Genomic DNA, 24,706 nt, shown 5'->3' with positions numbered 1-24,706 from the left:
TTCGCTCGCCGCGAACCGGCGGACGCCGCTGCGATCCCACCAGCCGGCCATCCCCCGACGATGGCGTACGCGAGAGCAGGACGCCGCCCTTCGATGAGCTTCGCCCGGTCATCCCACCCGCCGCCGCCGCGGCTGCGCACGCCGCGCAAGTCGAGGCGCCGGGCGCTATTCGCGATCCCGCTGCTCGGGATGCTCGCGCTGGCGCTGCTGTGGGCCGTGATCATCGCGCGGCTGTCGGTCGAGAAGGACAGCGCGTACAAGGAGGCGGCCGCGTCGGCGGCGATCCTGTCGTCCGCGCTCGAACAGCACACGGTCAAGGCGATCCACCAGGTCGACCAGATCACGCGCTTCGTCAAGTTCGAGTTCGAGAAGTCGCCCGCGCACTTCAATCTCGCGAGCGCGGTCGAGAAAGGCGTCGTGCCGAGCGACACGCTGATCCAGGTCTCGCTCGTCAACGCGAAGGGCATGCTGTTCGCGAATACGGCCGAGACGCGCCCGCAAGCGATCAACCTGTCCGATCGCGAGCACTTCCAGGTGCATCTCGCGCACAACGACGACCGTCTCTACATCAGCAAGCCCGTGCTCGGCCGCGTATCGGGCCACTGGACGCTGCAGATGACGCGGCGGCTGAACAATCCGGACGGCAGTTTCGCGGGCATCGTCGTCGTATCGGAAGACCCGAGCTACTTCACGAACGACTTCTACAACAACGCGGCGATCGGCAAGGAAGGCGTGATCGCGGTCGTCTCCGACACCGGCGCCGTGCTCGCGCGCCGCACCGGTTCGGTCAGCAATGCGCCCGGCGCGTTCTCCGCATCGGGCGTCTATCCGATCGCCGAGCGCGTGACGGGGACGATCGCCGATCCGATCGACGGCGTCACGCGCATCGTGTCGTACCGTCACCTCGACGGCTATCCGCTCGCGGTGATGGTCGGGCTGTCGCAGGCGGAAGAGTTCGCGGACTACTACCACACGCGCAACGTCTATCTGCTGATGACGAGCTTCATCACGCTCGCGATGCTCGCGTTCTTCGGCGTCGCCACAGGCCTGATCGGCAAGCTGCTCGGCCGCGAGCGCGAGATGACGCAGCTCGCCGAATACGACCTGCTGACGGGCCTCGCGAACCGCTACGCGACGCTGCGCGGGCTGCGCAACGACGTGTCGATGCCGTCGAGCCTGTCGCGGCTCGGGCTGCTGTTCATCGATCTCGACAACTTCAAGACCGTCAACGACACGCTCGGCCACAACGCCGGCGACATCGTGCTACAGATGACGGCATCGCGCCTGTCGGATGCCGTCGGCGACGAAGGCACGCTCGCGCGCATCGGCGGCGACGAGTTCGTCGTCGTGATGAAGGGCGACGACGTCGAGCGGCGCGCGGTACGGCTTGCCGAGGCGATCATCCGGATGTTCGCCGAGCCGTTCGACGTGCGCGGCAGCTCGTTCGTGCTGCACGCCAGCATCGGCATCGCGCTGCACACGGTCGCGAACGAAAGCGAGATCGACCTGCTGAAGAAGGCCGACCTCGCGATGTACAGCGCGAAGGACGCGGGCAAGAACTGCTACCAGTTCTATGCGCCGCATCTGTCGCACCGTGCCGATCACCTGATGCGCTGGGAGCAGCAGCTGCGCGTCGCGCTCGCCGAAGGGCAGCTGTTCCTCGCGTACCAGCCGAAAATCGATCTCGCGCACCGCACGATCACGGGCTTCGAGGCGCTCGCGCGCTGGGATCACCCCGAGCACGGGATCATCTCCGCGAACGAGTTCATTTCGATTGCCGAATCGACCGGGCTGATCGTGCCGATCGGCGATTTCGTGATCCGCACCGCGTGCCGGCAGATTGCGCGCTGGCGCGAGGAAGGCCACGACACGCTGACGCTCGCCGTCAATATCTCGCCCGTGCAGTTCTGGCGCGGCGACCTGATCGAGACGATCTCGGGCGCGCTGCGCGAAACCGGCATCGACGCGAACCGCCTCGAGATCGAGATCACCGAGACCGCGATGATGGAATATCCGGAGCTCGTGTCCGAGAAGATCGTCGCGCTGAAGAAGCTCGGCATCCGGATCGCGCTCGACGACTTCGGCACCGGCTATTCGTCGCTGTCGTACCTGCACCGCTTCTCGGTCGACACGCTGAAGGTCGACCGCTCGTTCGTGCAGGCGATTCCGCACGATCGCAGCGTATGCGTGATGGTCGCGTCGATCGTGCATCTCGCGCGCTCGCTCGGGTTGACCGTCGTCGTCGAAGGCACCGAGACCGACGAGCAGATCGCGTGGCTGTCCGCGCTCGGCGAGATCGAGGCACAGGGCTTCCTGTTCTCGCGGCCGGTGCCGGCCGATGCGATCCCCGCGCTGATCGCGCGCTTCGGCGTGCGCGGCGACCATCCGAACGTCGTACCGCACCGCGCGGCCGGCGGCACGAGTGCCTGATCGCACAAGCCGCCGCGCCCTTCCCTCCCCGTGCACCGGCACGCCGACCGATGCGGCCGCATCGATTGGTTCAATTTCCGCGCCAATTGCGCCATTCGTTTACTAGCGTTTTCGCGCATGGAAGTGTCACGATCCGCGGCGGACAATCGGAAGGCCTTTCGTGCCGGCGGGCCGCCGGCACCTGACACGCGCGAGAGATCCGGCCTGCCGGCCGACTACAACCATGACGACCACCGTCGAAATCGAAACGCCCGAGCGCATCGACCGCGCATCGCTGTTGACCTTGTTCAAGGTCGTGCTTGGCATTTCCGCGGTGTCGTGGGGCGGCCTGTCGATGATGGCGCAGCTCGAACGCCACTACGTGCATCGCGTGCAGCGCATCGACGCGCAGACGTTCGCCGATCTCGTGTCGCTCGCCTGGCTCGTGCCGGGCCCCGTCGGCTGCAACGTCGCGGTGCAGGTCGGCCAGACGCTGCACGGCCGCGCCGGCGCATGGATTGCCGGCATCGCGAGCGTGCTGCCGTTCTTCGCGCTGATGACGCTGTTCGCGGTGTTCTACCGCACGCCGCTCGTCCGCTCGCTCGCCGCGCCGATGCTGCTCAATCATTTCGGGATGGTGCTCGCCGCGCTGATCGGCGTCACGTGGGTCAAGCAGCTGCGTACGCTCGCGCGCACGCGGCGCGAGCAGGCGATCGCCGCGCTGTCGACGATTCTGCTTGCGTTCGCGCATAGTCCGGCGGCTTTCGTCGGGATTCTTTTCGCGGCGTTTGCCGCCGGTTGGTTGAGTGGGCCGCAGCAGGAGGACGCGGTCGGCTTCGCGTTGTCGCGACGCGACCGCAACCTGCTCGTGCTGCTCGCGATCCTCGTCGCGCTGTTCGCGCTGCCGCTGCCCGGCCATTACCAGGCGACGCTGCTCTGGCCGCGCCTCGCCGGCGCCGGGATGACGCTGTTCGGCGGCGGCTTTTCCGCGCTGCCGGTGCTAAAGACACTGTTCGTCACGCCGGCGACCGGCATCTCGGAACACGACTTCACGCTCGCGTTCGCGCTGTCGCCCGTATCGCCCGGGCCGCTGCTGAACGTCGTGCCGTTTCTCGGCTATCTGACCGACGGCTGGGTCGGCGCACTGCTCGCGACCGCGGCGCTGTTCATTCCGTCCGGCTGCCTGGTCGTGTTCGCGCAACGCCATCTGCAGCGGCTGCGCCGCCATTCGCGCTTCGAGCACGGCATGCGGCTGCTGCGCGCGGCGACGACGGGCTTTCTCGTCGTCGCGGTCGTGAAGATCCTGCATCGTGAGCCGGCCAACCCGGCCTACTGGCTGACCGGCGCGTTCGCCGCGCTCTGCTTCGCGCGCTTCAAGGTGCCCGTGTATGCGGTGTACGGCGCGGTCGCAATGGCCTGCGGCGCCTGGCTGCTCGCCGCACATTGAACGACGGGCGCCGCCGCACGTAGGCGGCCGCGCCCGTCGCTTCGCCGATCAGCCTGCCTGCACCGCGACGCGGCGCGCGATCCAGCGTGCGCGCAGCGCGTCGTACGCGAGATTGAAGCAGAACGTGTACGGCAGGAAGAACAGTACGATGCCGAGGTCCAGCAGCAACGCCTCGATCAGGCTCACGTTGAGCCACCACGCGGCGAGCGGCACCACCATCGCGACGAGGCCCGCCTCGAAACCGACCGCATGCGCGATACGCACGCCGATCGTGCGCGACAGCCCCGCGCGGCGCTCGAAGCGGTCGAACAGCGTGTTGAAGATCATGTTCCACGCCATCGCGATCAGCGACACCATCACCGTCAGCACGCCGACGTGCGCCACCGGCATGTCGAGCAGCCACGCACCGATCGGCGCGCACAGCGCGATCGCGACGAGCTCGAACGTCAGCGCGTGGACGAGCCGCTCCATCACCGTCTTGTTCGTCTGTTTCATGATTCGCTCCATCTGAGTGTGTTTCGTCGATGGAGTGCATTTTGATCGGTCGATACGGATACATCCAGTTTGTTATCATCGGTTTTACCGATATATCAACGACAGGACAACCCGATGCGCCATCCGCCCGAAGCCCTCGTCGCGTTCGCCGAAGCGGCGCAGCTCGGCTCGTTCACGGCCGCCGCGAAGAAGCTCGGCAAGCGGCAGTCGACGGTGTCCGAGGCGATCGCCAACCTCGAGATCGATCTCGGCGTGCAGCTGTTCGACCGCTCGACGCGCTCGCCGACGCTGACCGACGCCGGCCGCGCGCTGCTGCCGCACGTGCAGCGCACACTCGAGGCCGGCGCCGCGATCGATCGCGTCGCCGCGCGGCTCGCGCGCGGAGAGGAAGCGCGGCTGACGCTCGTCGTCTCCGACACGTATCAGTCGAAGCGCTACGAAGAAACGCTCACCGCGCTCGAACAGCGGTTTCCGGCGCTCGAACTCGAATGCCAGATCGCCGAGCACGACGACGTGCTGGACCTGATTCAGCAAGGGCGCGCGCAACTCGGGCTGATGGCCGCGCGCGCGAGCTACCCGCCCGACATCGGCGCGGCAACGGTGGCGGAGGAATCGGAAATCGGACTGTTCGTCGGCCGCACGCATCCGCTCGCCGACTACCGCGATGCCGAAGTGCCGCATGCGGCGCTACGCGATGCACGCGAGCTGCGGCTCAATACGTACGTGATGCCCGAAGGTCGCAGCAGCGATCACCGGATCGTCGTCGGCACGCAGCGCTGGCTCGCGCCGAGCTATCTGATGCTGCTGGAAATGGCGGTGCTGGGATTCGGCTGGGCCGAACTGCCGCGCTGGATGGTCGAGCATTTCGCGCGCGACCGGCTGTGCGAACTGCGTGCGCGCGGCTGGCCGCGGCGCGTGCGCGTCGATGCGGTGTGGTCGCGCAACCGGCCGCTCGGGCCGGCCGGCTCGTGGCTGCTCGACGCGATGCTCGCCGCATAACGCGGCGTCGCGCGAGGCCGGCCTGCGCGAGAGGCGTTCAGAAGCCGCGCGACAGCACGGCGGCGCCGATCGTCACGACGCCGAGCACGAGATTGACGATGACGAGCAGGCGCACGCCGTTGACCGCGCGCGCGCCGTCCGGCCAGTTCTGCGCCTGCACCGCGCGGCGGATGCGCGGAAACAGCGCGAAGCGGATATGGCCGAAGATCAGCATCATCACGACGCCGAGGCCCGCCATCGCGTGCAGCGGCCAGGTCGCATGCGCGCCGCCGAACTGCATCAACAGGAAGCCGCCGGACAGCAGGATCACGATCACCGCGCCCGCGACCCAGTTGAAGAAGCGGCCGAACACGCCTTCGATCAGCGGCAGCCGAAGCTGCGGCGCGAGATCCGACAGCGCGGGCCGCAGGCAGAAATGCGCAAATACCATCCCGCCCACCCACACGGCGACGGCCAGCAGATGAAGAAACAGCGCGACGGTAACGGCATGAGACATGGCGACGATCCTGTGACGGGTTGAATGTGGGAACGCGAGCCGGTGCGCGCCGTACGACGCGACGCACGCGGCATCAAGCGACGTTCGACCGGCGCGCCGCCGCGCGGTTCAGGCGCCGCGCCCGATTTCACACTATTTTGCATGTTACGCGCGACGATGCGCGGCGCGGCACCCGTGCCCAGCAAAAAAGCCGCACGCCCGCCGAAGCGGAACGTGCGGCTTTGGGATGCCGGGCGCGCGGCCTGTCAGCCGAGCAGCGGACGCAGCTCGGTCACGACCTTCAGCTTCGTGTCGGGTGCGCGCCCCTTGCGCGCGCGCTTGCCGATATGCGGCGCGAGACCCGCATACGACAGCGTCTCGTCCTGCACCTTGCCGCCACGGCCCGTGCCGATCAGCACGACGCCGGCCGGATCGATCGCGAGCGCCTGCACGAGGGTTTCCTTGTCGTCGAGCGCCATCAGCGTCACGCCGCGTCCACCGCCCGACAGCGTCTTCATCTCGTCGATGCCGAACACCAGCAGCCGCCCGCCGCTCGACAGACACGCGACCTGCGTCGCGTTCGGCAGCACCGGCATCGGCGCGAGCGGCACCGCGCCCGGATCGATCGTCATGAACGACTTGCCGGCCTTCACGCGGCTCACCATGTCGCCGACCTTCGCGATGAAGCCGAAGCCGTTGCTCGAGGCGAGCAGCAGCGGCTGGTCGGCCGACGCCGCGTAGTAATGCATCAGATGCGAGCCCGTTTCGAGCTCGATCAGCGACGTGACCGGCACGCCGTCGCCGCGGCCGCCCGGCAGCACCGACACGTCGACCGAGTACACGCGGCCGCTGCTGCCCCACGCGATCAGCCGATCCGGCGTGCGGCACTGGAACGCCGCATACAGGCTGTCGCCGGCCTTGAACGAGAAGCCCGCCGGATCGAGCCCGTGGCCCTTCAGTGCGCGCACCCAGCCCTTCTGCGACACGACGACCGTCACCGGTTCGTCGACGACCTTCGCCTCGAACGTCGCGCGCTTCTCCTGCTGGATCAGCGTGCGGCGATCGTCGCCGTACTGCTTCGCGTCGGCCTCGATCTCCTTGATCATCAGCCGCTTCATCGCGCTGTCGTTCGCGAGCAGTTCTTCCAGCTTCGCCTTCTCGTCGCGCAGCGATTCGAGCTCCTTCTCGATCTTGATCTTCTCGAGCCGCGCGAGCTGACGCAGCCGGATTTCGAGGATGTCCTCGGCCTGACGGTCCGTGAGTCCGAATGCACTCACCAGCGCGGCCTTCGGCTCGTCCGACTCGCGGATGATGCGGATCACCTCGTCGAGATTCAGGAAGACGATCATCCGCCCTTCGAGGATGTGGATGCGATCGTCGACCTTGCCGAGACGATGGCGGCAGCGGCGCGTCATCGTCATCTGGCGGAACTTCACCCATTCGTCGAGGATCGTCAGCAGCCCCTTCTGGCCCGGCCGGCCGTCGGCGCCGATCATCACGAGGTTCAGCGTCGCGTTCGATTCGAGGCTCGTATGCGCGAGCAGCGAGTTGACGAATTCCGTCTGGTCGATCGTGCGCGACTTCGGCTCGAACACGAGCCGCACCGCCGCTTCCTTGCCCGACTCGTCGCGCACCGCGTCGAGCAGATCGAGCATCGCCTTCTTCGTGTTCAGCTGTTCGGGCGTCAGCGTCTTCTTGCCGAGCTTGAGCTTCGGGTTCGTCAGCTCCTCGATTTCCTCGAGCACCTTCTGGCACGACGTGTTCGGCGGCAGCTCGGTGACGACGAGCTGCCACTGGCCGCGCGCGAGATCCTCGATCTTCCAGCGCGCGCGCACCTTCAGGCTGCCGCGGCCCGTCTCGTAGGCCGACGCGATTTCGGCGTCGCTCGAAATGATCTGCCCGCCGCCCGGGAAATCGGGGCCCGGGATCAGCGTCATGAGCTCTTCGTGCGTGAGCTTCGGGTTGCGGATCAGCGCGACCGCGGCGGCCGCGACCTCGCGCAGGTTGTGCGACGGAATTTCGGTCGCGAGACCGACCGCGATGCCCGATGCGCCGTTCAGCAGCACGAACGGCATGCGGCTCGGCAGCGTCTTCGGCTCCTCGAACGAGCCGTCGTAGTTCGGCATGAAGTCGACCGTGCCCTGGTCGATCTCGTCGAGCAGCAGCTTCGAGATCGGCGTGAGCCGCGCTTCGGTGTAGCGCATCGCCGCCGCGCCGTCGCCGTCGCGCGAGCCGAAGTTGCCCTGACCGTCGATCAGCGGGTAGCGCAGCGAGAAGTCCTGCGCGAGACGTACGAGCGCGTCGTACGCCGACTGATCGCCGTGCGGGTGGTACTTGCCGAGCACGTCGCCGACCACGCGCGCCGATTTCACCGGCTTGGCGTCCGGGCCGAGGCCCATTTCGTTCATCGCATAGAGAATGCGGCGCTGCACCGGCTTCTGGCCGTCGCAGACGTCGGGCAGCGCGCGGCTCTTCACGACGCTGACCGCATAGCTGAGATACGCCTGCTCCGCGTAATTGCCGAGCGTCAGCGCATCGGCCTCGGGCGAGTCGGACCCGGCAAAGAGATCGGAGGTGTTGTCGTCCATCTGAATTCCGTATTCGTAAGTGGCGTGAGGGCGCGCCGCGCATCATGCGCGGCCGCGCTCGGGGCGCTTAGATATCCGCTTCGACGTCGTTGCCCTTTTCCTCGAGCCAGCCGCGCCGTGCGGCCGCCTCGCCCTTGCCCATCAGCATCGTCATCCGCGCGACGGTCGTCTCGTAGTCGAGCTCGCCGAGCTTCACCGGCATCAGGCGGCGCGTATCGGGGTTCATCGTCGTGTCCCACAGCTGCTCCGCGCTCATTTCGCCGAGACCCTTGAAGCGGCTGATGCTCCATTGCGTTTCGCGCACGCCGTCCTTGCGCAGCTTGTCGAGGATCGCCTCCAGTTCGCCTTCGTCGAGCGCGTAGAGCTTCTGCGCGGGCTTCTTGCCGCGCGCCGGCGCGTCGACGCGGAACAGCGGCGGCCGCGCGACATACACGTGGCCGCGCTCGATCAGCTGCGGGAAATGCTTGAAGAACAGCGTGAGCAGCAGCACCTGGATGTGCGAGCCGTCGACGTCCGCGTCCGACAGGATGCAGATCTTGCCGTAGCGCAGGTTCGACAGATCGACGCTGTCGTCCGGGCCGTGCGGATCGACGCCGATCGCGACCGAAATGTCGTGCACTTCGTTGTTCGCGAACAGACGGTCGCGCTCGGTTTCCCACGTGTTCAGCACCTTGCCGCGCAGCGGCAGGATCGCCTGGTATTCCTTGTCGCGGCCCATCTTCGCGGAACCGCCCGCCGAGTCGCCTTCGACGAGGAACAGCTCGTTGCGCGCGATGTCTTCCGTCTCGCAGTCGGTCAGCTTGCCCGGCAGCACCGCGACGCCCGAGCTCTTGCGCTTCTCGACCTTCTGGCCCGCGCGCGTGCGCGCCTGCGCCTGCTTGATCACGAGCTCCGCGAGCTTCTTGCCGTGCTCGACGTGCTGGTTCAGCCACAGCTCGAGCGCCGGACGCGAGAACGACGACACGAGCTTCACCGCGTCGCGGCTGTTCAGCCGTTCCTTGATCTGCCCTTGGAACTGCGGATCGAGCACCTTCGCGGACAGCACGAACGACACGCGCGCGAACACGTCTTCGGCGAGCAGCTTCACGCCCTTCGGCTGCAGGTTGTGCAGTTCGACGAAACTCTTCACCGCCTGATAGAGACCGTCGCGCAGGCCGGATTCGTGCGTGCCGCCGGCCGGCGTCGGGATCAGGTTGACGTACGACTCGCGTACGAGCGAGCCTTCCTCGCTCCAGGCGACGACCCACGACGCGCCCTCGCCTTCGGCGAACGTGTCGTCGCCCGAACGCGAATCGGCGAAGCGTTCGCCCTCGAACAGCGGAATCAGCAGTTCGCTGCCGTTCATCTCGTCGAGCAGATAGCCGCGCAGGCCGTCCTCGTATTTCCAGCTCTGGCGCTCGCCGCTCTTCTCGTTGACGAGCACGACCTCGACGCCCGGCAGCAGCACGGCTTTCGAGCGCAGCAGGCGCTGCAGTTCGCCGAGCGGCAGGTTTGCCGAGTCGAAGTACTTCGGATTCGGCCATACGCGCACGCGCGTGCCCGACTTCTTCTCGCCGCGGCCGGCCGGCTGCGTGGACAGCGGCTTGACGACGTCGCCGTCGGCGAAACCGAGCTCCGCGATCTTGCCGTCGCGCCAGACGGTCACGTCGAGCCGCGTCGCGAGCGCGTTCGTCACCGACACGCCGACGCCATGCAAGCCGCCCGAGAACGTGTATGCGCCGCCCGCCGCCTTGTCGAACTTGCCGCCCGCATGCAGGCGCGTGAACACGATTTCGACGACCGGCACGCCTTCGTCGGGATGCAGGCCGAACGGAATGCCGCGGCCGTCGTCCTCGACGGAGACCGACTGGTCCGCGTGCAGCGTGACCGTGATCTGCTTGCCGTAACCGCCGAGCGCCTCGTCGGACGCGTTGTCGATGACTTCCTGGATGATGTGCAGCGGATTCTCGGTGCGGGTATACATGCCGGGCCGCTGCTTGACCGGCTCGAGACCCTTGAGCACCTTGATCGATGCTTCGCTATAGGCCGCGCTGGGCTTCTTCGTTGACATAGGCGCTGAATATCGTCATGCGTCCGGGCGTTGTCCACATCTCGTGTGGATAACGTCGTGGACAAAACGTTGAGTTCCGTAAAAAAGCGAATCGAAACAACGGTGTGCTTGGACTGCTCCGAAAGCGGGCGCGCCGCATGCGCGGCGCGGCCCGGGACGCGCGGTATTTTACTGGTTCCGCGTCGCGCGCCGTCGCGACAAGGCGCGCGCGGCGCCGGCACGCCGGCCGCGCGCGCGAGCCGCAGGCTGCCGACGCGCGCCGCGCGTCATACCGGCTTGCGTTTCGCTTCGAGCGTTTCCCAGCGTTCGAGCGCCGCGAGCAGTTCGTCGTCGATCGCCGAGAACCGCTCGGTGAGGCGCGCGCCTTCCTGCGGGTCCTTCGCGAAGATCGAACCGTCCTCGAGCTGCGCGCCGATCGTCTTTTGCTCGGCCTCGAGTGCGGCGATCTTCTCCGGCAGCGCATCGAGTTCGCGCTGCTCGTTGAACGACAGCTTCACCGTGCGCTGTGCGTTGCGGCCCGCCGCGCTTTTCGCCGGCTCGTCCTTGACCGGCGCCGCTTCCTTGACCGCGCGCTTCGCGGCTTCCTGCTGCGCGAGCTGCTCGGCGCGCTCGCTCTGGATCTGCCAGTCGGTGAAGCCGCCGACGTACTCGCGCCACTTGCCGTCGCCTTCGGATGCGATCACCGACGTCACGACGTTGTCGAGAAACGCGCGATCGTGGCTGACGAGCAGCACGGTGCCGTCGTAATCCGTCAGCAGTTCTTCGAGCAGTTCGAGCGTCGGGATGTCGAGGTCGTTGGTCGGTTCGTCGAGCACCAGCACGTTGGCCGGACGCGCGAACAGGCGCGCGAGCAGCAGGCGGTTGCGCTCGCCGCCCGACAGCGACTTGACCGGCGAACGCGCGCGCTCCGGCGCGAACAGGAAGTCGCCGAGATAGCTCATTACGTGCTTGCGCACGCCGCCGATCTCGACCCACTCGCTGCCTGGGCTGATCGTATCCGCGAGGCTCTTCTCCTGATCGAGCTGCGCGCGCATCTGGTCGAAATACGCGACCTGCAGGTTCGTGCCCGTGCGCACCGTGCCTTCGTCCGGCTTCAGTTCGCCGAGGATCAGCTTGAGCAGCGTGGTTTTCCCCGCACCGTTGGGGCCGACGAAGCCGATCTTGTCGCCGCGCATCACCGTTGCCGTGAAGCGGTCGACGATCGTGCGGCCGCCGTAGCGCTTCGTCACGTCGGTCAGTTCCGCGACGATCTTGCCGGACTTCTCGCCCTGCGCGACGTCGAGCTTCACGTTGCCCTGCGCGTTGCGGCGCTCCGCACGCTCGCGGCGCATCTGCTCGAGCCGCGCGATGCGGCCGACGCTGCGCGTGCGACGCGCCTCGACGCCCTTGCGGATCCACACTTCTTCCTGCGCGAGCAGCTTGTCGAATTTCTCGTTCTCGACGCGCTCCACTTCGAGCTGCTGCGCCTTGCGCGTCTGGTACGCGGAGAAATTGCCCGGATACGACAGCAAGCGGCCGCGATCGAGTTCGACGATGCGCGTTGCGACGCGATCGAGGAACGCGCGATCGTGCGTAATGAACAGCAGGCCCGCGCGCTGCGCGACGAGCAGTTCTTCGAGCCAACGGATACCGTCGAAGTCGAGGTGGTTCGTCGGTTCGTCGAGCAGCAGCACGTCCGGCTGCAGCACCAGCGCACGCGCGAGCGCGACGCGCTTCTGCATGCCGCCCGACAGCGCGTCGACGCGCGCGTCGCCGTCCTGCAGCCCGATCTGCGCGAGCGTCATCGACACGCGCGTGCGCCAGTTCCACGCGTCGTGCGCATCGAGCGACGACTGCAGCGCGTTCATCCGCGCGAGCAGCGCATCGTGCTCGGCGCCTTCCGGCGTCTCGGCGAGGCGATGCGCGATCGCGTCGTATTCGTCGAGCAGTTCGCGCGTGTGCGTGAGCCCCGACGCGACCGCGTCGAACACCGTCGCACCGGGCTCGAACTCCGGCTCCTGCGGCACGTAGACCGTCACGAGTTCCTGCTGCCGCGTGACGAGGCCGTCGTCGGGCTTCGCGAGCCCCGCGACGATCTTCAGCAGCGACGACTTGCCCGCGCCGTTGCGGCCGATCAGACCGACGCGCTCGCCGGCTTCCAGCGAGAAATCCGCGTGATCGAGCAACGCGACGTGACCGAACGCGAGTTGCGCGCCGGTAATGGAATAAAGCGACATGGGGAAACGGCGAAGAGAAATCGGAAGCGCCCATTGTACCGGTGGCGCGCGTCGCCGACCGTATGGCCGGATGGACGAGTGCCGCGGCGGAGCACGCCGCGGCGAAGCGGCGCGCATCGCGCGCGCCGCGCAATGGCGGTTACTTCACGTTGACGGTGATCGTCGAGCTCAATTCGGGACCGTACGAGCGGTGTGCGCCGTCGCCGAGCTGGAGTGTGAGCGTGTGCTGGCCGGGCGGCAGCGTGACGTCGGTTTCGGTCTGCGCCTTGCCGAAATGCAGCGAATGTTCGGTGGCGGGGATCACGTCGCCCTTCGGCACCGGCTTGCCGTCGATCAGCAGATGGTGATGGCCGGTGTCCGGCGTCATGTCGCCGGCCGGCTTCAGCTCCATTCCTTCGAGGCCGAACTTGACGTGCACGGGGTTCGACACCGTCGCGCCGTCCTTCGGCTCGACGAAGAACACGCGCGCTTCGGCGCGCGCGAGCGTCGACACGGCGAATGCCGCGACGCATACCGCACCCGCGATCCACTTTTTGTTGAGCATCGTTGACTCCTTTCAGATTGACAGGCTCACGAAGCATACACTGCGCGGCGATCGCTGGCGACGAGGCGCGCTGTTCGCGATGCGCACGTTTAACACGACGTTGGCGCAGAGATCGGCGAAATTCCGGTACCATTGCGCCTTTCGTCCGGCGGCCGCGCCGCGGACGGCATTACACGGACTTTCATCTTTCGAGCGCGTCATGAGCGAAGTAACCGAATACCAGAGCTGGGTCTGCCTGATTTGCGGGTGGGTCTACAACGAAGCGGAAGGGCTGCCGGACGAGGGCATCGCGCCCGGCACGCGTTTCGCGGACATTCCCGCCGACTGGCGCTGCCCGCTGTGCGACGTGGGCAAGGAAGATTTCGTCGTCGTCGACTTCTGATCTTCCGATCTTCTGATTGCGACGGCCGCTTGACCCGCGCATCGGCGCGCATTCCGTCCGCCGATGCGTCGCGCGTTTGCTATACTCTGCGCGCTGTCCACACCGCCGTCCGGCTCGCGCGCTCGCGCGATGTCTGCCGGACATGGCTCTCCCCGTAGTTCAATGGATAGAACAAGCGCCTCCTAAGCGCTAGATACAGGTTCGATTCCTGTCGGGGGGACCAGCCGAGCTTCCAAACCCTCCCCGAGACCTTCCTGCTTTAATCCCGAACACACGTCTAGCGCCCATCGCGATGTGACGTTGCCCGGAGCAACCCGAAAGTGTTAGTGCTATCCGTCGGTTTCAGCCGATACCGATAACGGCCGGCGGCCGCAAATTGCATCGGCCCGGTTCGAGATCGCAGCTTCGTTGACCGACGAGGCTGCCCAAACCACCGCAGGCCGCAATCCCGGCCTTCCAGGCACACCCAATGCTCGCCCGCATCCACCGCGGCGCCGCCTCACCACGACGAGGCAGAAATGACGCGCCACATGACCGCACCTGCCCTGGAAGGAGAACCCCAATGACCGCCCGCACCCCCACCCCCGCCGACCCATCCGACCCGGCCAACCAAACCCCACCGCCCCAAACCGACGAAGTCAGCACCGACCGCAAAGGCAACGTGCATCAAAAGGGCCACGGCAGCATGGACGAAACGATGATCCCGCAGAAGCCGGAGCCCGACAAAGGCCCCTACGAGCCGCCGCCCGGACACCTCGACAACCCGAAAGACGTCGAGCCGCCTAGCGGCGGCGACCTGTCCGCGTGACGCCAGCCGATCGCACGCCGCGCTACGCGCCGCCCCACTGCATCGTGAGCCCGCCGTCGATGGTCCACGTCTGCCCCGTCACGTAGTCGCCGTCGTCGGACGCGAGAAACAGCGCGACACGCGCGATCTCTTCCGGTTGCCCGGGCCGATGCCACGGAATCACCGACATCGACGCATCGCGCTGCTGCGGGTCGTTGAGGCGATCGCGCGTCATCGGCGTGTCGATCAGGCCCGGCGCGATGTTGTTCACGTTGATCCGGTCCTCGGCTACTTCGCGCGACAAACTGCGCGCAAGCGAGCCGAGCCCCGCCTTCGCCATCCCGTACGGCGCGCTTTCCGGTGTCGGCAGATGCTGCGCGACCGACGAAATGTTCACGATCCGCCCGCCGCCGCCCAAGGCGCGACGCTGCCGGACGAACGCGCGGCAACAGTACAACGGCCCCAGCAGATCGGTCCGCAGTACGGTATCGATCTGCGCATCCTCGAGATCGGCGACGGCCGCACCCGGCGCACCGACGCCCGCATTGTTCACCAACACCTCGAGTCCACGGAGCGTATTCATCGCTTCCGCGAAGAACGCGTCGACCGACCGCGGGTCGCCCACATCGCCCTGGATCGCGCACGCGCGCCGGCCCACTGCCTGAATGCGCCGCACCGTTTCCTGAGCGCCGTCATGGTCCGTGTGGTAGACGATCGCGACGTCCGCGCCTTCCTGCGCGAACAGCGTCGCGATCGCCTGGCCGATTCCGGAGTCCGCGCCCGTAACGAGCGCGCGAATGCCTTGCAGTTTCATGTACCTGTCCCTCCTGGCAAGTCGAGTTGCGGTCAACGCGCCGCGGCACCATCGAGCGCAGCGCGCACCATGCGCGACATCAGCCGGCGCATGCGCCGTTCCTTCCCGCGGCACGCACGATGCTGCGCGACTCGACACTCACGACAGCGATCGAACACCATGAACCCATTCGACGAAGCACGCGAGCAGATGGTGGAACGGCAAATCGCGGCGCGCGGCGTGCGCGATCCGCACGTACTCGACGCGATGCGCACCGTCGCTCGCCATCGGTTCGTTCCCGCGGAACTCGTGGAATTCGCATACAGCGACACGCCGCTTCCGCTTGCCGACGACCAGACGATCTCGCAACCGATCGTCGTCGCACGCATGCTGGAAGCCGCGACGCTCTCGCCGACCGATCGCGTGCTCGATGTCGGCACCGGTTCCGGATATGCGGCGGCGGTCGCATCGCGCATCGTCGCGCACGTCGACAGCATCGAGCGGCATGCGTCGCTCGCCGCGTCCGCACAGCGCACGCTCGCGGAGAACGGCTTCGCCAACGTCGATGTCCATCACGCGGACGGCACGCTCGGCTGGCCGGCGCATGCCCCGTTCGATGCGATCGTCGCGGCCGCGGGCGGGCCGGACGTGCCACGCGCATGGCGCGAGCAACTCGCGATCGGCGGGCGCATCGTGATGCCGATCGGCGACGAGCGCGACGCGCAGCGGCTCGTGCGGATCACGCGCACCGGCGCGACGCAGTTCGAGCACGAAGATCTCGGCGCGGTACGCTTCGTGCCGCTGATCGGGGAACAGGGCTGGCCCGAGCAAGATCCCGTCCGCGACGACGACACCGCGCAAGCCGCGCACGACGTACAGCACGACGCGCAGGCCCGATACGTCGCAGCGCCGCCGACACCGCTCGCGCGCACGATCGCACGCGCGGCGCGACCGCTTCCCGAGCCGGAGGATCCGACGTTCGCGGATGCGTTCGATCATCTCGCCGACAAGCGCGTCGTGCTGCTCGGCGAATGCAGTCACGGCACGTCGGAGTTCTATCGGGCGCGCGCGGCAATCACGCGGCGGCTCGTCGAGCGGCACGGCTTCAACATCGTCGCGGTCGAAGCGGACTGGCCGGACGCGGCAATCGTGCATCGCTACGTGATGCTCGACGAGCGGCGCGACGCCGATCCGCCGTTCCAGCGCTTTCCGACATGGATGTGGCGCAACGAGGAATTCGCCGCGTTCGTCGAATGGCTGCGCGCGCACAACGGCCGCACGCGACGCGATGCGCGCTGCGGCTTTCATGGTCTGGACATGTACAGCCTATCCGCGTCGGTCGAGGCCGTGCTCGACTATCTCGATCGCTCGGACCCGAACGCGGCGCGCATCGCGCGCGAGCGCTACGGCTGCCTGACACCGTGGCAGAAGGATCCGCTCGTGTACGGGCGCGCCGCGATGTCATCCGAATTCGAGAATTGCGAGGACGCCGTGATCGCGCAGCTGCAGGACATGCTGCGCGGGCGCATCGCGCGCGCAGGCGACGACGACCTGCATTTCGACGCGACGCAGAACGCGCGGCTCGTCGCCTCGGCCGAGCGCTATTACCGGACGATGTACCGCAGCGCCGCGCAAAGCTGGAACCTACGCGACACGCACATGTTCGAGACGCTCGAAAACCTGCTCGCGGCGAAGGGCGACGGCGGCCGCGCGGTGGTGTGGGCGCACAACTCGCATATCGGCAACGCGGCCGCGACCGAAATGGGCGACATCCGCGACGAGCTCAACGTCGGGCAGTTGTGCCGTGAGCGCTTCGGCGACGACGCCGCGCTGATCGGTTTCGGCACGCATGCGGGCACGGTCGCCGCAGCGACCGACTGGGGCGGCCCGCTCGAAGTCATGCGCGTTCTTCCGTCGCGCGACGACAGCTACGAGCATGCGTTTCACGAGTCGGGGCTGCCGCGCTGTTTCGCCGATCTGTCGGCCGACGGCGATCGCGCGCTCGTCGAATCGCTGCGCGAGCCGCGGCTCGAGCGCTTCATCGGCGTGATCTACCGCCCCGATTCGGAGCGGCACAGTCACTACGCCGAAGCGCGGCTGTCCGGGCAGTTCGACGGCTATGTATGGTTCGACAACACGCACGCGATCACGCCGCTGTCGACGCGCGCGACCGAGCGTTCGGTCGATCTGTATCCGTTCGGCGTGTGACGGCGTCGGTAAAACGCGATTGTAGAAAAGCACCGATTCGGCACGGAGAACGCCACTCGCACGCAATCCGTCGCCGCCGCCGTCGCACATGATCTGCCCGGCCCGCACGGAGCCGGGCAGCGGGCTCACGCGTTCGCGCCGCCGTCGATCGTCAGCCCGGTCCCGTTGATCGACCGCCCTTCCGGCCCGACGACGAACGCGACCAGCGCCGCGACGTCGTCCGCCTTGCCGTAGCGCGGAATCGCCATGCGCGCGAGCTGCGCATCGGCGTGCTCGCCGTCGGCCGGGTTCATGTCGGTATCGGTCGAGCCCGGATGCACGATGTTGACCGTGATCCCGCGCGGGCCGAGATCGCGCGCGAGACCCTGCGTCCAGCCGATCAGCGCGGCCTTGCTTGCCGCATAGAGGCTCATCCCCGCATCGGGCACGCGCGTCGCGAGGCAGCTGCCGGTCGACACGATGCTGCCTCCTTCGCGGAGATGGCGCGCCGCCGCCTGCGACGCGACGATCACCGCGCGCACGTTGACGTTCAGCGTCGCGTCGATGTCGTCGAGCGTGAGCGCGTCGAGCGAGCCCGCGCGGAAGATGCCCGCGTTGTTCACGAGGATGTCGAGACCGCCGAGCGTGTCGGCCGCACGATCGACGGCCGCGCGAACGGCAGCCGGATCGGCGCTGTCGGCCTGGATCGCGACGGCGCGCCGCCCGAGCGTCTCGATCTCGGCGACGACGGCCTGCGCCCGCTCCGCCGATTTTTCGTACGTAATCGCGACGTCCGCGCCGTCCGCCGCGAGCCGTTTCGCGATGGCGGCGCCGATGCCGCGGCTGCCGCCGGTAACGAGTGCACGCTTGCCTTGAAGCCGGTTCATGAAAGCTCCTTTCACAATTTATGTAACGGTCGACACAGAATGTGGCAAGTTGCGCGGCGCTGTCAATTGAATTATTTTATCGATCGATACAGAAATTGACGATGGAGCATATGCCATGGCCGAACGGGGCCGACCGAGAAGCTTCGACAAGGACGCCGCGCTGGAACGCGCGATGCAGGTGTTCTGGCGCCTCGGCTACGAAGGCGCGTCGATGGCGGACCTGACGTCCGCGATGGGGATTGCGTCGCCGAGCCTGTATGCGGCGTTCGGCAGCAAGGAAGCGCTGTTCCGGCAGGCGCTCGAGCACTACCGCGAGACGGAGGGGCGCGAGATCTGGGACGGCGTCGAACGAGCCGACACGGCCTACGACGCGATACGGAACTATCTGATGCAGACCGCGCGCGTGTTCACACGGCGCTCGAAGCCGGCCGGCTGCCTGATCGTGCTGTCGGCCCTGCATCCGGCCGAGCGGTCGGACACGGTGCGACAGACGCTGATCGAGATGCGCGAGCAGACGGTCGAGGCGTTGCGCGCGCGTCTGCGCGAAGCGGCGGCGGCCGGCGAGATCGCCGCGCAAGCGAATGTGGATGCGATCGCGCGTTACTACGTGACGGTTCAGCAGGGCATGTCGATCCAGGCGCGCGACGGCGCGAGCCGCCGCGATCTGGAAGCGGTCGCGCACGCCGCGCTGGCCGCATGGCCGGCGCTGACGGGCACGGGCGCGGGCGCCGCGCCGCCCGCGCAGTCGTGATCGCGCGGCGCCGCGCCCGGCGAATGCGTTAGCGGCCGACTGCCTGCTGCACGTCCGTCGACGCGTGCCATACGCGATAGCGCACGTCGAAACCGTCCGGCACGTATACGACGAGCGGCAAGCGGCTGTTGTAGCGCAGCAGCTGCCCGTCGGTGCGCACCTGCACGAAGCGCTGCTGCGGCGTCTGCCCTGGGCAGGCCATCATCGTCGCTGCCGGCCCTTTCACGTCGGTCAGCCGATAGTACGGATAGCCCCAACCCTTCACGTCCTCGGCAGTGAGCTCGCCGCCGAACCAGTGCTGGTTGCAGTCGGTCTCGAGCGTCTTGCCGATCATCAACTCGACGCGCGCATCGCCTTCGTTCTCGAGCGCGGGCAGCGCGATCACGAAGCGCTGCTGGCCGGCTGCCGGTTGCGGAAACATCTTGATCGACTCGGCCGATACGGCCGGCGCCGACGCAGGCGTAGCCGCGCACGCGGCAGTCGTCACGCAGAACGCGGCCAGCGCGGCCCGGATCGCGAATTTCATCGATGTGCTCCTTGCAAACAAAAGAGCCCGGGATGCTAACACTTTCCCCGCAACACCTTACGCCGCTGTAATTTCGCGACACAATTGCGAACAGCCGGCAACGCTCGCGCGCGGTATTTATAGCGGAACCAACGGAGAACATCATGCTGAAGCTCATTGCTGCCGCGGGCGCCGCCACACTGCTGGCCGGCTGCGTCGTCGGACCGGACGCCGGATACGGCTACGGGCAGTCGTACTACTCGGATCCGGGCTACGCGTACGGCCCCGCTTACGCGCCCTCGCCCGTCTACGGCACGGTCAACATCTGGGGCGGCGGAGGCGGCGGACGCGACTGGGATCGCGGCCATCGCGACTATCGCCGCTGGGACCGCGACCGCGGCGATCACGGCTGGGGCGGCTGGGGCCGCGGCGGCCGCCGCGGCGACTGGAACGACGGCGGCGGAGGCGGCGGGCACGGCCGCGGCGACGGTGGCGGGCATCGCCACTGACGGATTTGCAACCGTTTGTATCCGCGCACCGGCGCATCGAGCGCGACCGACGCACGGCACAGCCAGCAAAAAGGCCCTCGCACGACGCGAGGGCCTTTTGTCATTCGAACTCCACGTATCGGCAGGCGCCGCTTACCAGCCGGCCGGCTGCGCATAGCCGCCCGACACGGGCGCACCGCACACGTACGCACGCTGATAGCGGTCGTAGCAATAGCGCGGGCCGTCGTCCTGATACTGGGCCTGCTGATAGGCCGGATACGCAGGCGGCTGATACGCGGGCGCCTGATAGTAAGTCGGCGGCTGATAGGCTGGCGCCTGGTACACGGGCGCCTGATACGCGACGGGCGGATTCAGCGCGGACGTGACGATCGCGCCGAGCACGGCGCCGCCGATCAGCGCGCCGATCAGCGCGCCGATCACCGCGCCGCCGTCGCGGCCATGCGCGGACGCCGGGCCGGCTACCGCAAGCGAACCGGCGAGAACACAGACTACAGCGATTTTTTTCATGGTGAGGCTCCCACGCGAAGTGGTACGAGATGCGATGCATTGTGGGCGCATGCGGCGGTAATAGATGCAGCAAGTGGTAACGCGCGATTACGGCGGCGCGGCATGCCGAAACGCGGCACCGCCGTGCTACGATTTTCGGCACTCAGGAGACGCTCATGCAGCCCGAAACCGCCCGCCGTTTCGATACCGAGTTCGCGCCGCGCATCGCGCAGGCGATCGCCGCCTTCTTCGCCGATCACGTGTCGACCGACGTCGTGCCGTACGGCGGCCACGGGCACCCCACACGCGTTCGCATCCGCAGCGCACCGCACGAGCACGTGAGCGGCTTCGCGCATCCGCTGAACCTCGAGCTCACGTGGGATACCGACGAAATCGAGCGGCTGATGGAAGCGGACGGCGCGCAGCGCTTCGAGCACTACTTGGCCGCGCTGCCGAAGAAGCTGAATGCGTGGCAGGGCGCGCGCGACATCGATCTCGCGTCGCGCACGCAGGCCGATCCGCTGGTGCGGCTCGGCGGCCTCGACTTCGAAGGCTGAGGGGGCGCCGCCCGGCATCGCGTGTCCGATACGCGCGACGCGGGCCGGTGATACACTCGGCCGGTCCGCTTCCGGCGACATTGCGCCGGGCCGGACGCATCGCCGTCATCGCCCGTCTTCATCGTTGCGTACGCAACCGGGCGCCGCTGCCGGACAACCTGCTTTCACTCCCGCCATGAACGCCGATACCGGCCTGCCGCTTCCGCAACGCTACTGGGCGATCGTCTGCGTCGCCCTCGGCATCACGCTTGCCGTGCTCGACGGCGCGATCGCGAACGTCGCGCTGCCGACGATCGCGCGCGACCTGCACGCCTCCGATGCCGGATCGATCTGGATCGTCAACGCGTATCAGCTCGCGGTCACGATCACGCTGCTGCCGCTCGCGTCGCTCGGCGAACGGATCGGCTACCGCCGCGTCTACATCGCCGGCCTCGCGTTGTTCACCGCTGCCTCGCTCGGCTGCGCGCTGGCCGGCTCGCTGCCGACGCTAGCCGTGATGCGCGTGATCCAGGGCTTCGGTGCGGCCGGCATCATGAGCGTGAACGCGGCGCTCGTGCGGATGATCTACCCGTCGTCGATGCTCGGGCGCGGGCTGTCGATCAATGCGATGGTCGTCGCGCTGTCGTCGGCGATCGGGCCGACGGTGGCGTCCGCGATCCTGTCGTTCGCATCGTGGCCGTGGCTGTTCGCGGTGAACGTGCCGATCGGCATCGCGGCCGTGCTCGGCAGCGTGCGCGCGCTGCCGACGAACCCGCTGCACGACGCGCCGTACGACATCCCGAGCGCGCTGATGAACGCGTGCGTGTTCGGGCTGCTGATCATGGCCGTCGATGGTTTCGGCCACGGCGAAGGCCGCCTGTATGTCGCGGCCGAACTGATCGTCGCGCTCGTCGTCGGCTACTTCTTCGTGAAGCGCCAGTTGTCGCAGCCGGCGCCGCTGCTGCCGGTCGACCTGATGCGCATCCCGATGTTCGCACTGTCGATCTGCACGTCGGTCGCATCGTTTACGTCGCAGATGCTCGCGTTCGTCGCGCTGCCGTTCTGGCTGCAGAATTCGCTCGGTTTCTCGCAGGTCGAAACGGGGCTCTACATGACACCGTGGCCGCTCGTCATCGTGTTCGCCGCGCCGCTCGCGGGCGTGCTGTCGGACCGCTACTCGGCCGGCATCCTCGGCGGCATCGGGCTCGCGCTGTTCGCGGCCGGGCTGCTGTCGCTCGCGACGATCGGCGCGCATCCGGGCACCCTCGACATCGTCTGGCGGATGGCGCTGTGCGGCGCGGGCTTCGGGCTGTTCCAGTCGCCGAACAATCGCGCGATGCTGTCGTCCGCGCCACGCGCGCGCAGCGGCGGGGCGGGCGGCATGCTGAGCACCGCGCGGCTCACCGGCCAGACGCTCGGCGCCGCGCTCGTCGCGCTGATCTTCGGGCTCGCGCCCGACCGCGGGCCGACCATCGCGCTCTATGTCGCCACCGCGTTCGCGGCGACGGCGGCCGTCGTCAGCATGCTGCGCATCGCCTCGCCGCAGCCCGATGCGTCGGCCTGAACGCGGCGCGCGCCGACGCGCCGTTCAGGCCGTGTCGAGCGCGTCCAGTACGAAGCGCACGCGCGCTTTCACGCTCGCGCGCGGCAGTTCGATCAGGCGGTAACCGTAACGCGTATAGCAGGCGACCATCGCGTCGTACGTGCGCACGGCCTCGTCGAAATCCTGTCGCCGCTCGGCATCCTGCGCATAGATGTCGCGCCACGGCGGCGCGATGAACACGCGACGGTGATAACGGAAATGCCGCGCGGCCGTCTCCGCATGCGGGGGTACCGCGATGCCGGTCAGTTGCAGATAGCCGATCACGTCCGGCACGCCGCGATCGAAGAACACCGGCCCGCGCGCGTGCCGCGCGAGATCGTACGAGCGCATCTCCCAGCTCAGCATCAGCTCCGCGAACGCGGCGCGATCGTCCCACGGCAGCGCGCGGCCGCCGATCGCCATCTGATCGCGGATCACGCCGCGCCCGGCTTCGGCGGAACGCGCGAAGCCCGCCCGTTCGAGTGCGTCGAGCAGCGTGCTCTTGCCCGAACCGGGCCCGCCCGTGACGACGAAAAAACGATCGAGCGCATCGCCGTCCGGCGCGCACCGGGCGGCGCCGGACGCGCTCGCGTGCTCACGCATGCGCGATGCGCCGGCCCGCACGCTGCGTGACCGAGGCCGCCGCCGCGACGCTGCGCAGATCGGCGACGAAGGTATCGCGCCACACCGACAGATCGTTCGCGCGCAGCCGCGCGAGGTTCTCCTCGTGACGCGCCTGCCGTTCCGCGAGCGGCATCGACAGCGCGCGCTCGAGCGCGTCGGCCATCTGGGACAGGTCGTACGGATTGACGAGCAGCGCGCCCGTCAGCTCCGCCGCGGCGCCCGCAAATTCGGACAGCACGAGCACGCCCGGATCGGCCGGATCCTGCGACGCGACGTATTCCTTCGCGACGAGGTTCATCCCGTCGCGCAGCGGCGTCACGTAGCCGACCTGCGACATCCGGAAGAACGCCATCAGCAGATTGCGCTCGTACTTGCGGTTCAGATATTGAATCGGCGTCCAGTCGAGCTGCGAAAACCGTCCGTTGATGCGACCCGCCTCGCCTTCGAGCGTTTCGCGGATCCGCTGGTACGTCTGCACGTCGGAACGCGTCGGCGGCGCGATCTGCACGAGCGACACGCGCCCCTGCCAGCCCGGCGCATTCGCGAGCATGCGCTCGAACGCCTGGAAGCGTTCGACGAGCCCCTTCGAATAGTCGAGACGATCGACGCTCATCACGAGCTTGCGGCCGCCCAGTGCGTCGCGCAGCATCTTCACCGGCTTGCGCGCGCCGTACTGGACGGCCGCCTGCGCGATCGCGTCCGGATACACGCCGATCGGATACGCGGCCACCTTCACGACGCGGCCGTGTGCATGCAGCATGCCGTCCTCGCTTGCGGTGCCGATCCCGCGCCGCTCGATGTAGTCGGTGAACGCCTGCTTGTCGGCATCGGTCTGGAAGCCCGTCACGTCATACGCGCACATGAACTTCACGAGCTCGTCGTGCGGCGGTACGAGCCGCAGCACGTCCGGCGACGGAAACGGAATGTGCAGGAAAAAGCCGATCGGATTCTTCACGCCGAGCTCGCGCAGCGCGTGCGCGAACGGCAGTAGATGGTAGTCGTGCACCCAGATCAGATCGTCCGGGCGCAGCAGCGCGGCGAGCTGCTTCGCGAGCATCGCGTTGACGCGCAGATAGCCGGCGTACTCCTGTCGGTCGAAGCGCGCGAGATCGCCGCGATAGTGGAACACGGGCCACAGCGTCGCATTCGAAAACCCGCGATAGTACTGATCGTAGTCGCGGCGCGTCAGTCCGACCGTCGCATAAGTCACGTTGCCGTCGCGCCGGATCGCCGGCGCCGCGTCCGGCGTCCCGACGATCTCGCCGTTCCAGCCGAACCAGACGCCGCCCGTTTCCCGCAGCGCGTCCATCACGCCGACCGCGAGGCCGCCTGCGCTCGGGCGTGTGTCCTCGCCGATGGCGACACGGTTCGATACCACGATCAATCTGCTCATTCGGCTTCCCCTCCTCGATTTCGATTGAATGGCGTGCGGTGCACGCCATGACGGGCGCGGC

22 protein-coding genes and 1 tRNA gene are annotated in these 24,706 nt (G+C 67.7%); 11 read left to right on the top strand and 12 right to left on the bottom strand.

Annotation, left to right across the window (positions count from 1 at the left end; all coding sequences use genetic code 11):
* Window positions 1-93 precede the first annotated feature (93 nt).
* Both BCR55_RS12035 and BCR55_RS12030 read left to right on the top strand, forming a co-directional pair.
* A complete protein-coding gene (locus BCR55_RS12035) occupies window positions 94-2,430 on the top strand; it encodes an EAL domain-containing protein (protein WP_006405645.1) in 2,337 nt (778 codons plus the stop codon).
* A 223-nt stretch (window positions 2,431-2,653) separates the two neighbouring features.
* On the top strand, window positions 2,654-3,856 hold the full coding sequence (locus BCR55_RS12030) for a chromate transporter (RefSeq protein WP_006405646.1): 1,203 nt from the start codon (window positions 2,654-2,656) through the stop codon (window positions 3,854-3,856).
* Window positions 3,857-3,904: 48 nt separating this feature from the next.
* Here BCR55_RS12030 and BCR55_RS12025 read toward each other — a convergent pair whose 3' ends face one another.
* Window positions 3,905-4,351 (bottom strand): multidrug/biocide efflux PACE transporter, encoded by a 447-nt coding sequence (locus tag BCR55_RS12025; protein WP_053296990.1) that lies wholly within the window; start codon window positions 4,349-4,351, stop codon window positions 3,905-3,907.
* Between the two features lie 114 nt (window positions 4,352-4,465).
* On the opposite strand from BCR55_RS12025, the gene BCR55_RS12020 reads away from it, so the two are divergent.
* Window positions 4,466-5,350 carry a LysR family transcriptional regulator gene (locus BCR55_RS12020; protein WP_006405648.1) on the top strand — a complete coding sequence of 295 codons (885 nt, stop codon included), beginning with the start codon at window positions 4,466-4,468 and terminating at the stop codon, window positions 5,348-5,350.
* Window positions 5,351-5,387: 37 nt separating this feature from the next.
* Here BCR55_RS12020 and BCR55_RS12015 read toward each other — a convergent pair whose 3' ends face one another.
* From BCR55_RS12015 to BCR55_RS11995, 5 genes are all read right to left on the bottom strand, one after another.
* Window positions 5,388-5,846: a CopD family protein gene (locus tag BCR55_RS12015; protein WP_006398674.1), complete on the bottom strand. Its 459-nt coding sequence runs from the start codon at window positions 5,844-5,846 to the stop codon at window positions 5,388-5,390.
* A 245-nt stretch (window positions 5,847-6,091) separates the two neighbouring features.
* Window positions 6,092-8,413, bottom strand: coding sequence for a DNA topoisomerase IV subunit A (parC, locus tag BCR55_RS12010; protein ID WP_065494580.1), 2,322 nt, complete (start codon window positions 8,411-8,413; stop codon window positions 6,092-6,094).
* A gap of 67 nt (window positions 8,414-8,480) precedes the next feature.
* Window positions 8,481-10,463 carry a DNA topoisomerase IV subunit B gene (gene parE / locus BCR55_RS12005; protein ID WP_006405650.1) on the bottom strand — a complete coding sequence of 661 codons (1,983 nt, stop codon included), beginning with the start codon at window positions 10,461-10,463 and terminating at the stop codon, window positions 8,481-8,483.
* Window positions 10,464-10,729: 266 nt separating this feature from the next.
* Window positions 10,730-12,679 carry an ATP-binding cassette domain-containing protein gene (locus tag BCR55_RS12000; RefSeq protein WP_065494579.1) on the bottom strand — a complete coding sequence of 650 codons (1,950 nt, stop codon included), beginning with the start codon at window positions 12,677-12,679 and terminating at the stop codon, window positions 10,730-10,732.
* A 139-nt stretch (window positions 12,680-12,818) separates the two neighbouring features.
* Window positions 12,819-13,223 (bottom strand): DUF4399 domain-containing protein, encoded by a 405-nt coding sequence (locus tag BCR55_RS11995; RefSeq protein WP_065494578.1) that lies wholly within the window; start codon window positions 13,221-13,223, stop codon window positions 12,819-12,821.
* 199 nt (window positions 13,224-13,422) lie between these two features.
* Between BCR55_RS11995 and BCR55_RS11990 the strand changes: the two genes are divergently transcribed.
* From BCR55_RS11990 to BCR55_RS11980, 3 genes are all read left to right on the top strand, one after another.
* Complete coding sequence (locus tag BCR55_RS11990; protein WP_006398668.1) at window positions 13,423-13,605, top strand: rubredoxin; 183 nt, start codon at window positions 13,423-13,425, stop codon at window positions 13,603-13,605.
* Between the two features lie 148 nt (window positions 13,606-13,753).
* Window positions 13,754-13,828: transfer RNA gene (locus BCR55_RS11985), tRNA-Arg, on the top strand.
* 339 nt (window positions 13,829-14,167) lie between these two features.
* The gene (locus BCR55_RS11980) at window positions 14,168-14,413 is read left to right on the top strand and encodes a hypothetical protein (RefSeq protein WP_035488675.1); all 246 of its coding nucleotides are present in this window, start codon (window positions 14,168-14,170) and stop codon (window positions 14,411-14,413) included.
* A 22-nt stretch (window positions 14,414-14,435) separates the two neighbouring features.
* On the opposite strand, the gene BCR55_RS11975 is transcribed toward BCR55_RS11980, so the two are convergent.
* On the bottom strand, window positions 14,436-15,206 hold the full coding sequence (locus BCR55_RS11975; RefSeq protein WP_065494577.1) for an SDR family NAD(P)-dependent oxidoreductase: 771 nt from the start codon (window positions 15,204-15,206) through the stop codon (window positions 14,436-14,438).
* Window positions 15,207-15,365: 159 nt separating this feature from the next.
* On the opposite strand from BCR55_RS11975, the gene BCR55_RS11970 reads away from it, so the two are divergent.
* On the top strand, window positions 15,366-17,393 hold the full coding sequence (locus tag BCR55_RS11970; protein ID WP_065494576.1) for a protein-L-isoaspartate(D-aspartate) O-methyltransferase: 2,028 nt from the start codon (window positions 15,366-15,368) through the stop codon (window positions 17,391-17,393).
* 125 nt (window positions 17,394-17,518) lie between these two features.
* Here the strand turns inward: BCR55_RS11970 and BCR55_RS11965 are convergent, their stop codons facing one another.
* Window positions 17,519-18,259: an SDR family NAD(P)-dependent oxidoreductase gene (locus BCR55_RS11965; protein ID WP_006405710.1), complete on the bottom strand. Its 741-nt coding sequence runs from the start codon at window positions 18,257-18,259 to the stop codon at window positions 17,519-17,521.
* A 115-nt stretch (window positions 18,260-18,374) separates the two neighbouring features.
* Between BCR55_RS11965 and BCR55_RS11960 the strand changes: the two genes are divergently transcribed.
* Window positions 18,375-19,010 (top strand): TetR/AcrR family transcriptional regulator, encoded by a 636-nt coding sequence (locus BCR55_RS11960; RefSeq protein WP_006405711.1) that lies wholly within the window; start codon window positions 18,375-18,377, stop codon window positions 19,008-19,010.
* Window positions 19,011-19,038: 28 nt separating this feature from the next.
* On the opposite strand, the gene eco is transcribed toward BCR55_RS11960, so the two are convergent.
* The gene (eco, locus tag BCR55_RS11955; protein ID WP_065494575.1) at window positions 19,039-19,536 is read right to left on the bottom strand and encodes a serine protease inhibitor ecotin; all 498 of its coding nucleotides are present in this window, start codon (window positions 19,534-19,536) and stop codon (window positions 19,039-19,041) included.
* A gap of 143 nt (window positions 19,537-19,679) precedes the next feature.
* On the opposite strand from eco, the gene BCR55_RS11950 reads away from it, so the two are divergent.
* Window positions 19,680-20,024: a hypothetical protein gene (locus tag BCR55_RS11950; protein ID WP_006398661.1), complete on the top strand. Its 345-nt coding sequence runs from the start codon at window positions 19,680-19,682 to the stop codon at window positions 20,022-20,024.
* A 132-nt stretch (window positions 20,025-20,156) separates the two neighbouring features.
* Here BCR55_RS11950 and BCR55_RS11945 read toward each other — a convergent pair whose 3' ends face one another.
* Entirely contained in the window at window positions 20,157-20,531 is a 375-nt protein-coding gene (locus BCR55_RS11945; protein WP_065494574.1) for a hypothetical protein, read from the bottom strand.
* Window positions 20,532-20,686: 155 nt separating this feature from the next.
* Between BCR55_RS11945 and BCR55_RS11940 the strand changes: the two genes are divergently transcribed.
* Together BCR55_RS11940 and BCR55_RS11935 are read left to right on the top strand one after the other, a co-directional pair.
* Window positions 20,687-21,067, top strand: a complete 381-nt coding sequence (locus tag BCR55_RS11940) for a DUF5594 family protein (RefSeq protein ID WP_006398659.1) — start codon at window positions 20,687-20,689, stop codon at window positions 21,065-21,067.
* A 175-nt stretch (window positions 21,068-21,242) separates the two neighbouring features.
* Window positions 21,243-22,610 carry an MFS transporter gene (locus BCR55_RS11935; protein ID WP_006398658.1) on the top strand — a complete coding sequence of 456 codons (1,368 nt, stop codon included), beginning with the start codon at window positions 21,243-21,245 and terminating at the stop codon, window positions 22,608-22,610.
* Window positions 22,611-22,634: 24 nt separating this feature from the next.
* Here the strand turns inward: BCR55_RS11935 and BCR55_RS11930 are convergent, their stop codons facing one another.
* Both BCR55_RS11930 and otsA read right to left on the bottom strand, forming a co-directional pair.
* Window positions 22,635-23,231 carry an AAA family ATPase gene (locus BCR55_RS11930; protein WP_006409168.1) on the bottom strand — a complete coding sequence of 199 codons (597 nt, stop codon included), beginning with the start codon at window positions 23,229-23,231 and terminating at the stop codon, window positions 22,635-22,637.
* Window positions 23,224-24,645, bottom strand: a complete 1,422-nt coding sequence (otsA, locus tag BCR55_RS11925; RefSeq protein ID WP_006405715.1) for an alpha,alpha-trehalose-phosphate synthase (UDP-forming) — start codon at window positions 24,643-24,645, stop codon at window positions 23,224-23,226. The genes BCR55_RS11930 and otsA overlap by 8 nt, the downstream gene beginning before the upstream one ends.
* Window positions 24,646-24,706: the final 61 nt, after the last annotated feature.

Origin of the sequence: Burkholderia sp. CCA53 (assembly GCF_001685525.1) — a bacterium.
In the GTDB taxonomy this organism is placed as follows: domain Bacteria; phylum Pseudomonadota; class Gammaproteobacteria; order Burkholderiales; family Burkholderiaceae; genus Burkholderia; species Burkholderia multivorans.
This window is presented reverse-complemented; position numbering and strand designations above follow the sequence as displayed.

Coding starts and splice junctions, on each gene's coding strand:
- BCR55_RS12030 (WP_006405646.1), top strand. CDS start 2,654: ATGACGACCACCGTCGAAATCGAAACGCCCGAGCGCATCGACCGCGCA.
- BCR55_RS11965 (WP_006405710.1), bottom strand. CDS start 18,259: ATGAACCGGCTTCAAGGCAAGCGTGCACTCGTTACCGGCGGCAGCCGC.
- BCR55_RS11975 (WP_065494577.1), bottom strand. CDS start 15,206: ATGAAACTGCAAGGCATTCGCGCGCTCGTTACGGGCGCGGACTCCGGA.
- BCR55_RS11945 (WP_065494574.1), bottom strand. CDS start 20,531: ATGAAAAAAATCGCTGTAGTCTGTGTTCTCGCCGGTTCGCTTGCGGTA.
- BCR55_RS11935 (WP_006398658.1), top strand. CDS start 21,243: ATGAACGCCGATACCGGCCTGCCGCTTCCGCAACGCTACTGGGCGATC.
- BCR55_RS12015 (WP_006398674.1), bottom strand. CDS start 5,846: ATGTCTCATGCCGTTACCGTCGCGCTGTTTCTTCATCTGCTGGCCGTC.
- BCR55_RS11930 (WP_006409168.1), bottom strand. CDS start 23,231: ATGCGTGAGCACGCGAGCGCGTCCGGCGCCGCCCGGTGCGCGCCGGAC.
- eco (WP_065494575.1), bottom strand. CDS start 19,536: ATGAAATTCGCGATCCGGGCCGCGCTGGCCGCGTTCTGCGTGACGACT.
- BCR55_RS12035 (WP_006405645.1), top strand. CDS start 94: ATGAGCTTCGCCCGGTCATCCCACCCGCCGCCGCCGCGGCTGCGCACG.
- BCR55_RS11970 (WP_065494576.1), top strand. CDS start 15,366: ATGAACCCATTCGACGAAGCACGCGAGCAGATGGTGGAACGGCAAATC.
- parE (WP_006405650.1), bottom strand. CDS start 10,463: ATGTCAACGAAGAAGCCCAGCGCGGCCTATAGCGAAGCATCGATCAAG.
- otsA (WP_006405715.1), bottom strand. CDS start 24,645: ATGAGCAGATTGATCGTGGTATCGAACCGTGTCGCCATCGGCGAGGAC.
- BCR55_RS11990 (WP_006398668.1), top strand. CDS start 13,423: ATGAGCGAAGTAACCGAATACCAGAGCTGGGTCTGCCTGATTTGCGGG.
- BCR55_RS11995 (WP_065494578.1), bottom strand. CDS start 13,223: ATGCTCAACAAAAAGTGGATCGCGGGTGCGGTATGCGTCGCGGCATTC.
- BCR55_RS12000 (WP_065494579.1), bottom strand. CDS start 12,679: ATGTCGCTTTATTCCATTACCGGCGCGCAACTCGCGTTCGGTCACGTC.
- BCR55_RS11940 (WP_006398659.1), top strand. CDS start 20,687: ATGCAGCCCGAAACCGCCCGCCGTTTCGATACCGAGTTCGCGCCGCGC.
- BCR55_RS12020 (WP_006405648.1), top strand. CDS start 4,466: ATGCGCCATCCGCCCGAAGCCCTCGTCGCGTTCGCCGAAGCGGCGCAG.
- BCR55_RS11960 (WP_006405711.1), top strand. CDS start 18,375: ATGGCCGAACGGGGCCGACCGAGAAGCTTCGACAAGGACGCCGCGCTG.
- parC (WP_065494580.1), bottom strand. CDS start 8,413: ATGGACGACAACACCTCCGATCTCTTTGCCGGGTCCGACTCGCCCGAG.
- BCR55_RS11950 (WP_006398661.1), top strand. CDS start 19,680: ATGCTGAAGCTCATTGCTGCCGCGGGCGCCGCCACACTGCTGGCCGGC.
- BCR55_RS12025 (WP_053296990.1), bottom strand. CDS start 4,351: ATGAAACAGACGAACAAGACGGTGATGGAGCGGCTCGTCCACGCGCTG.
- BCR55_RS11980 (WP_035488675.1), top strand. CDS start 14,168: ATGACCGCCCGCACCCCCACCCCCGCCGACCCATCCGACCCGGCCAAC.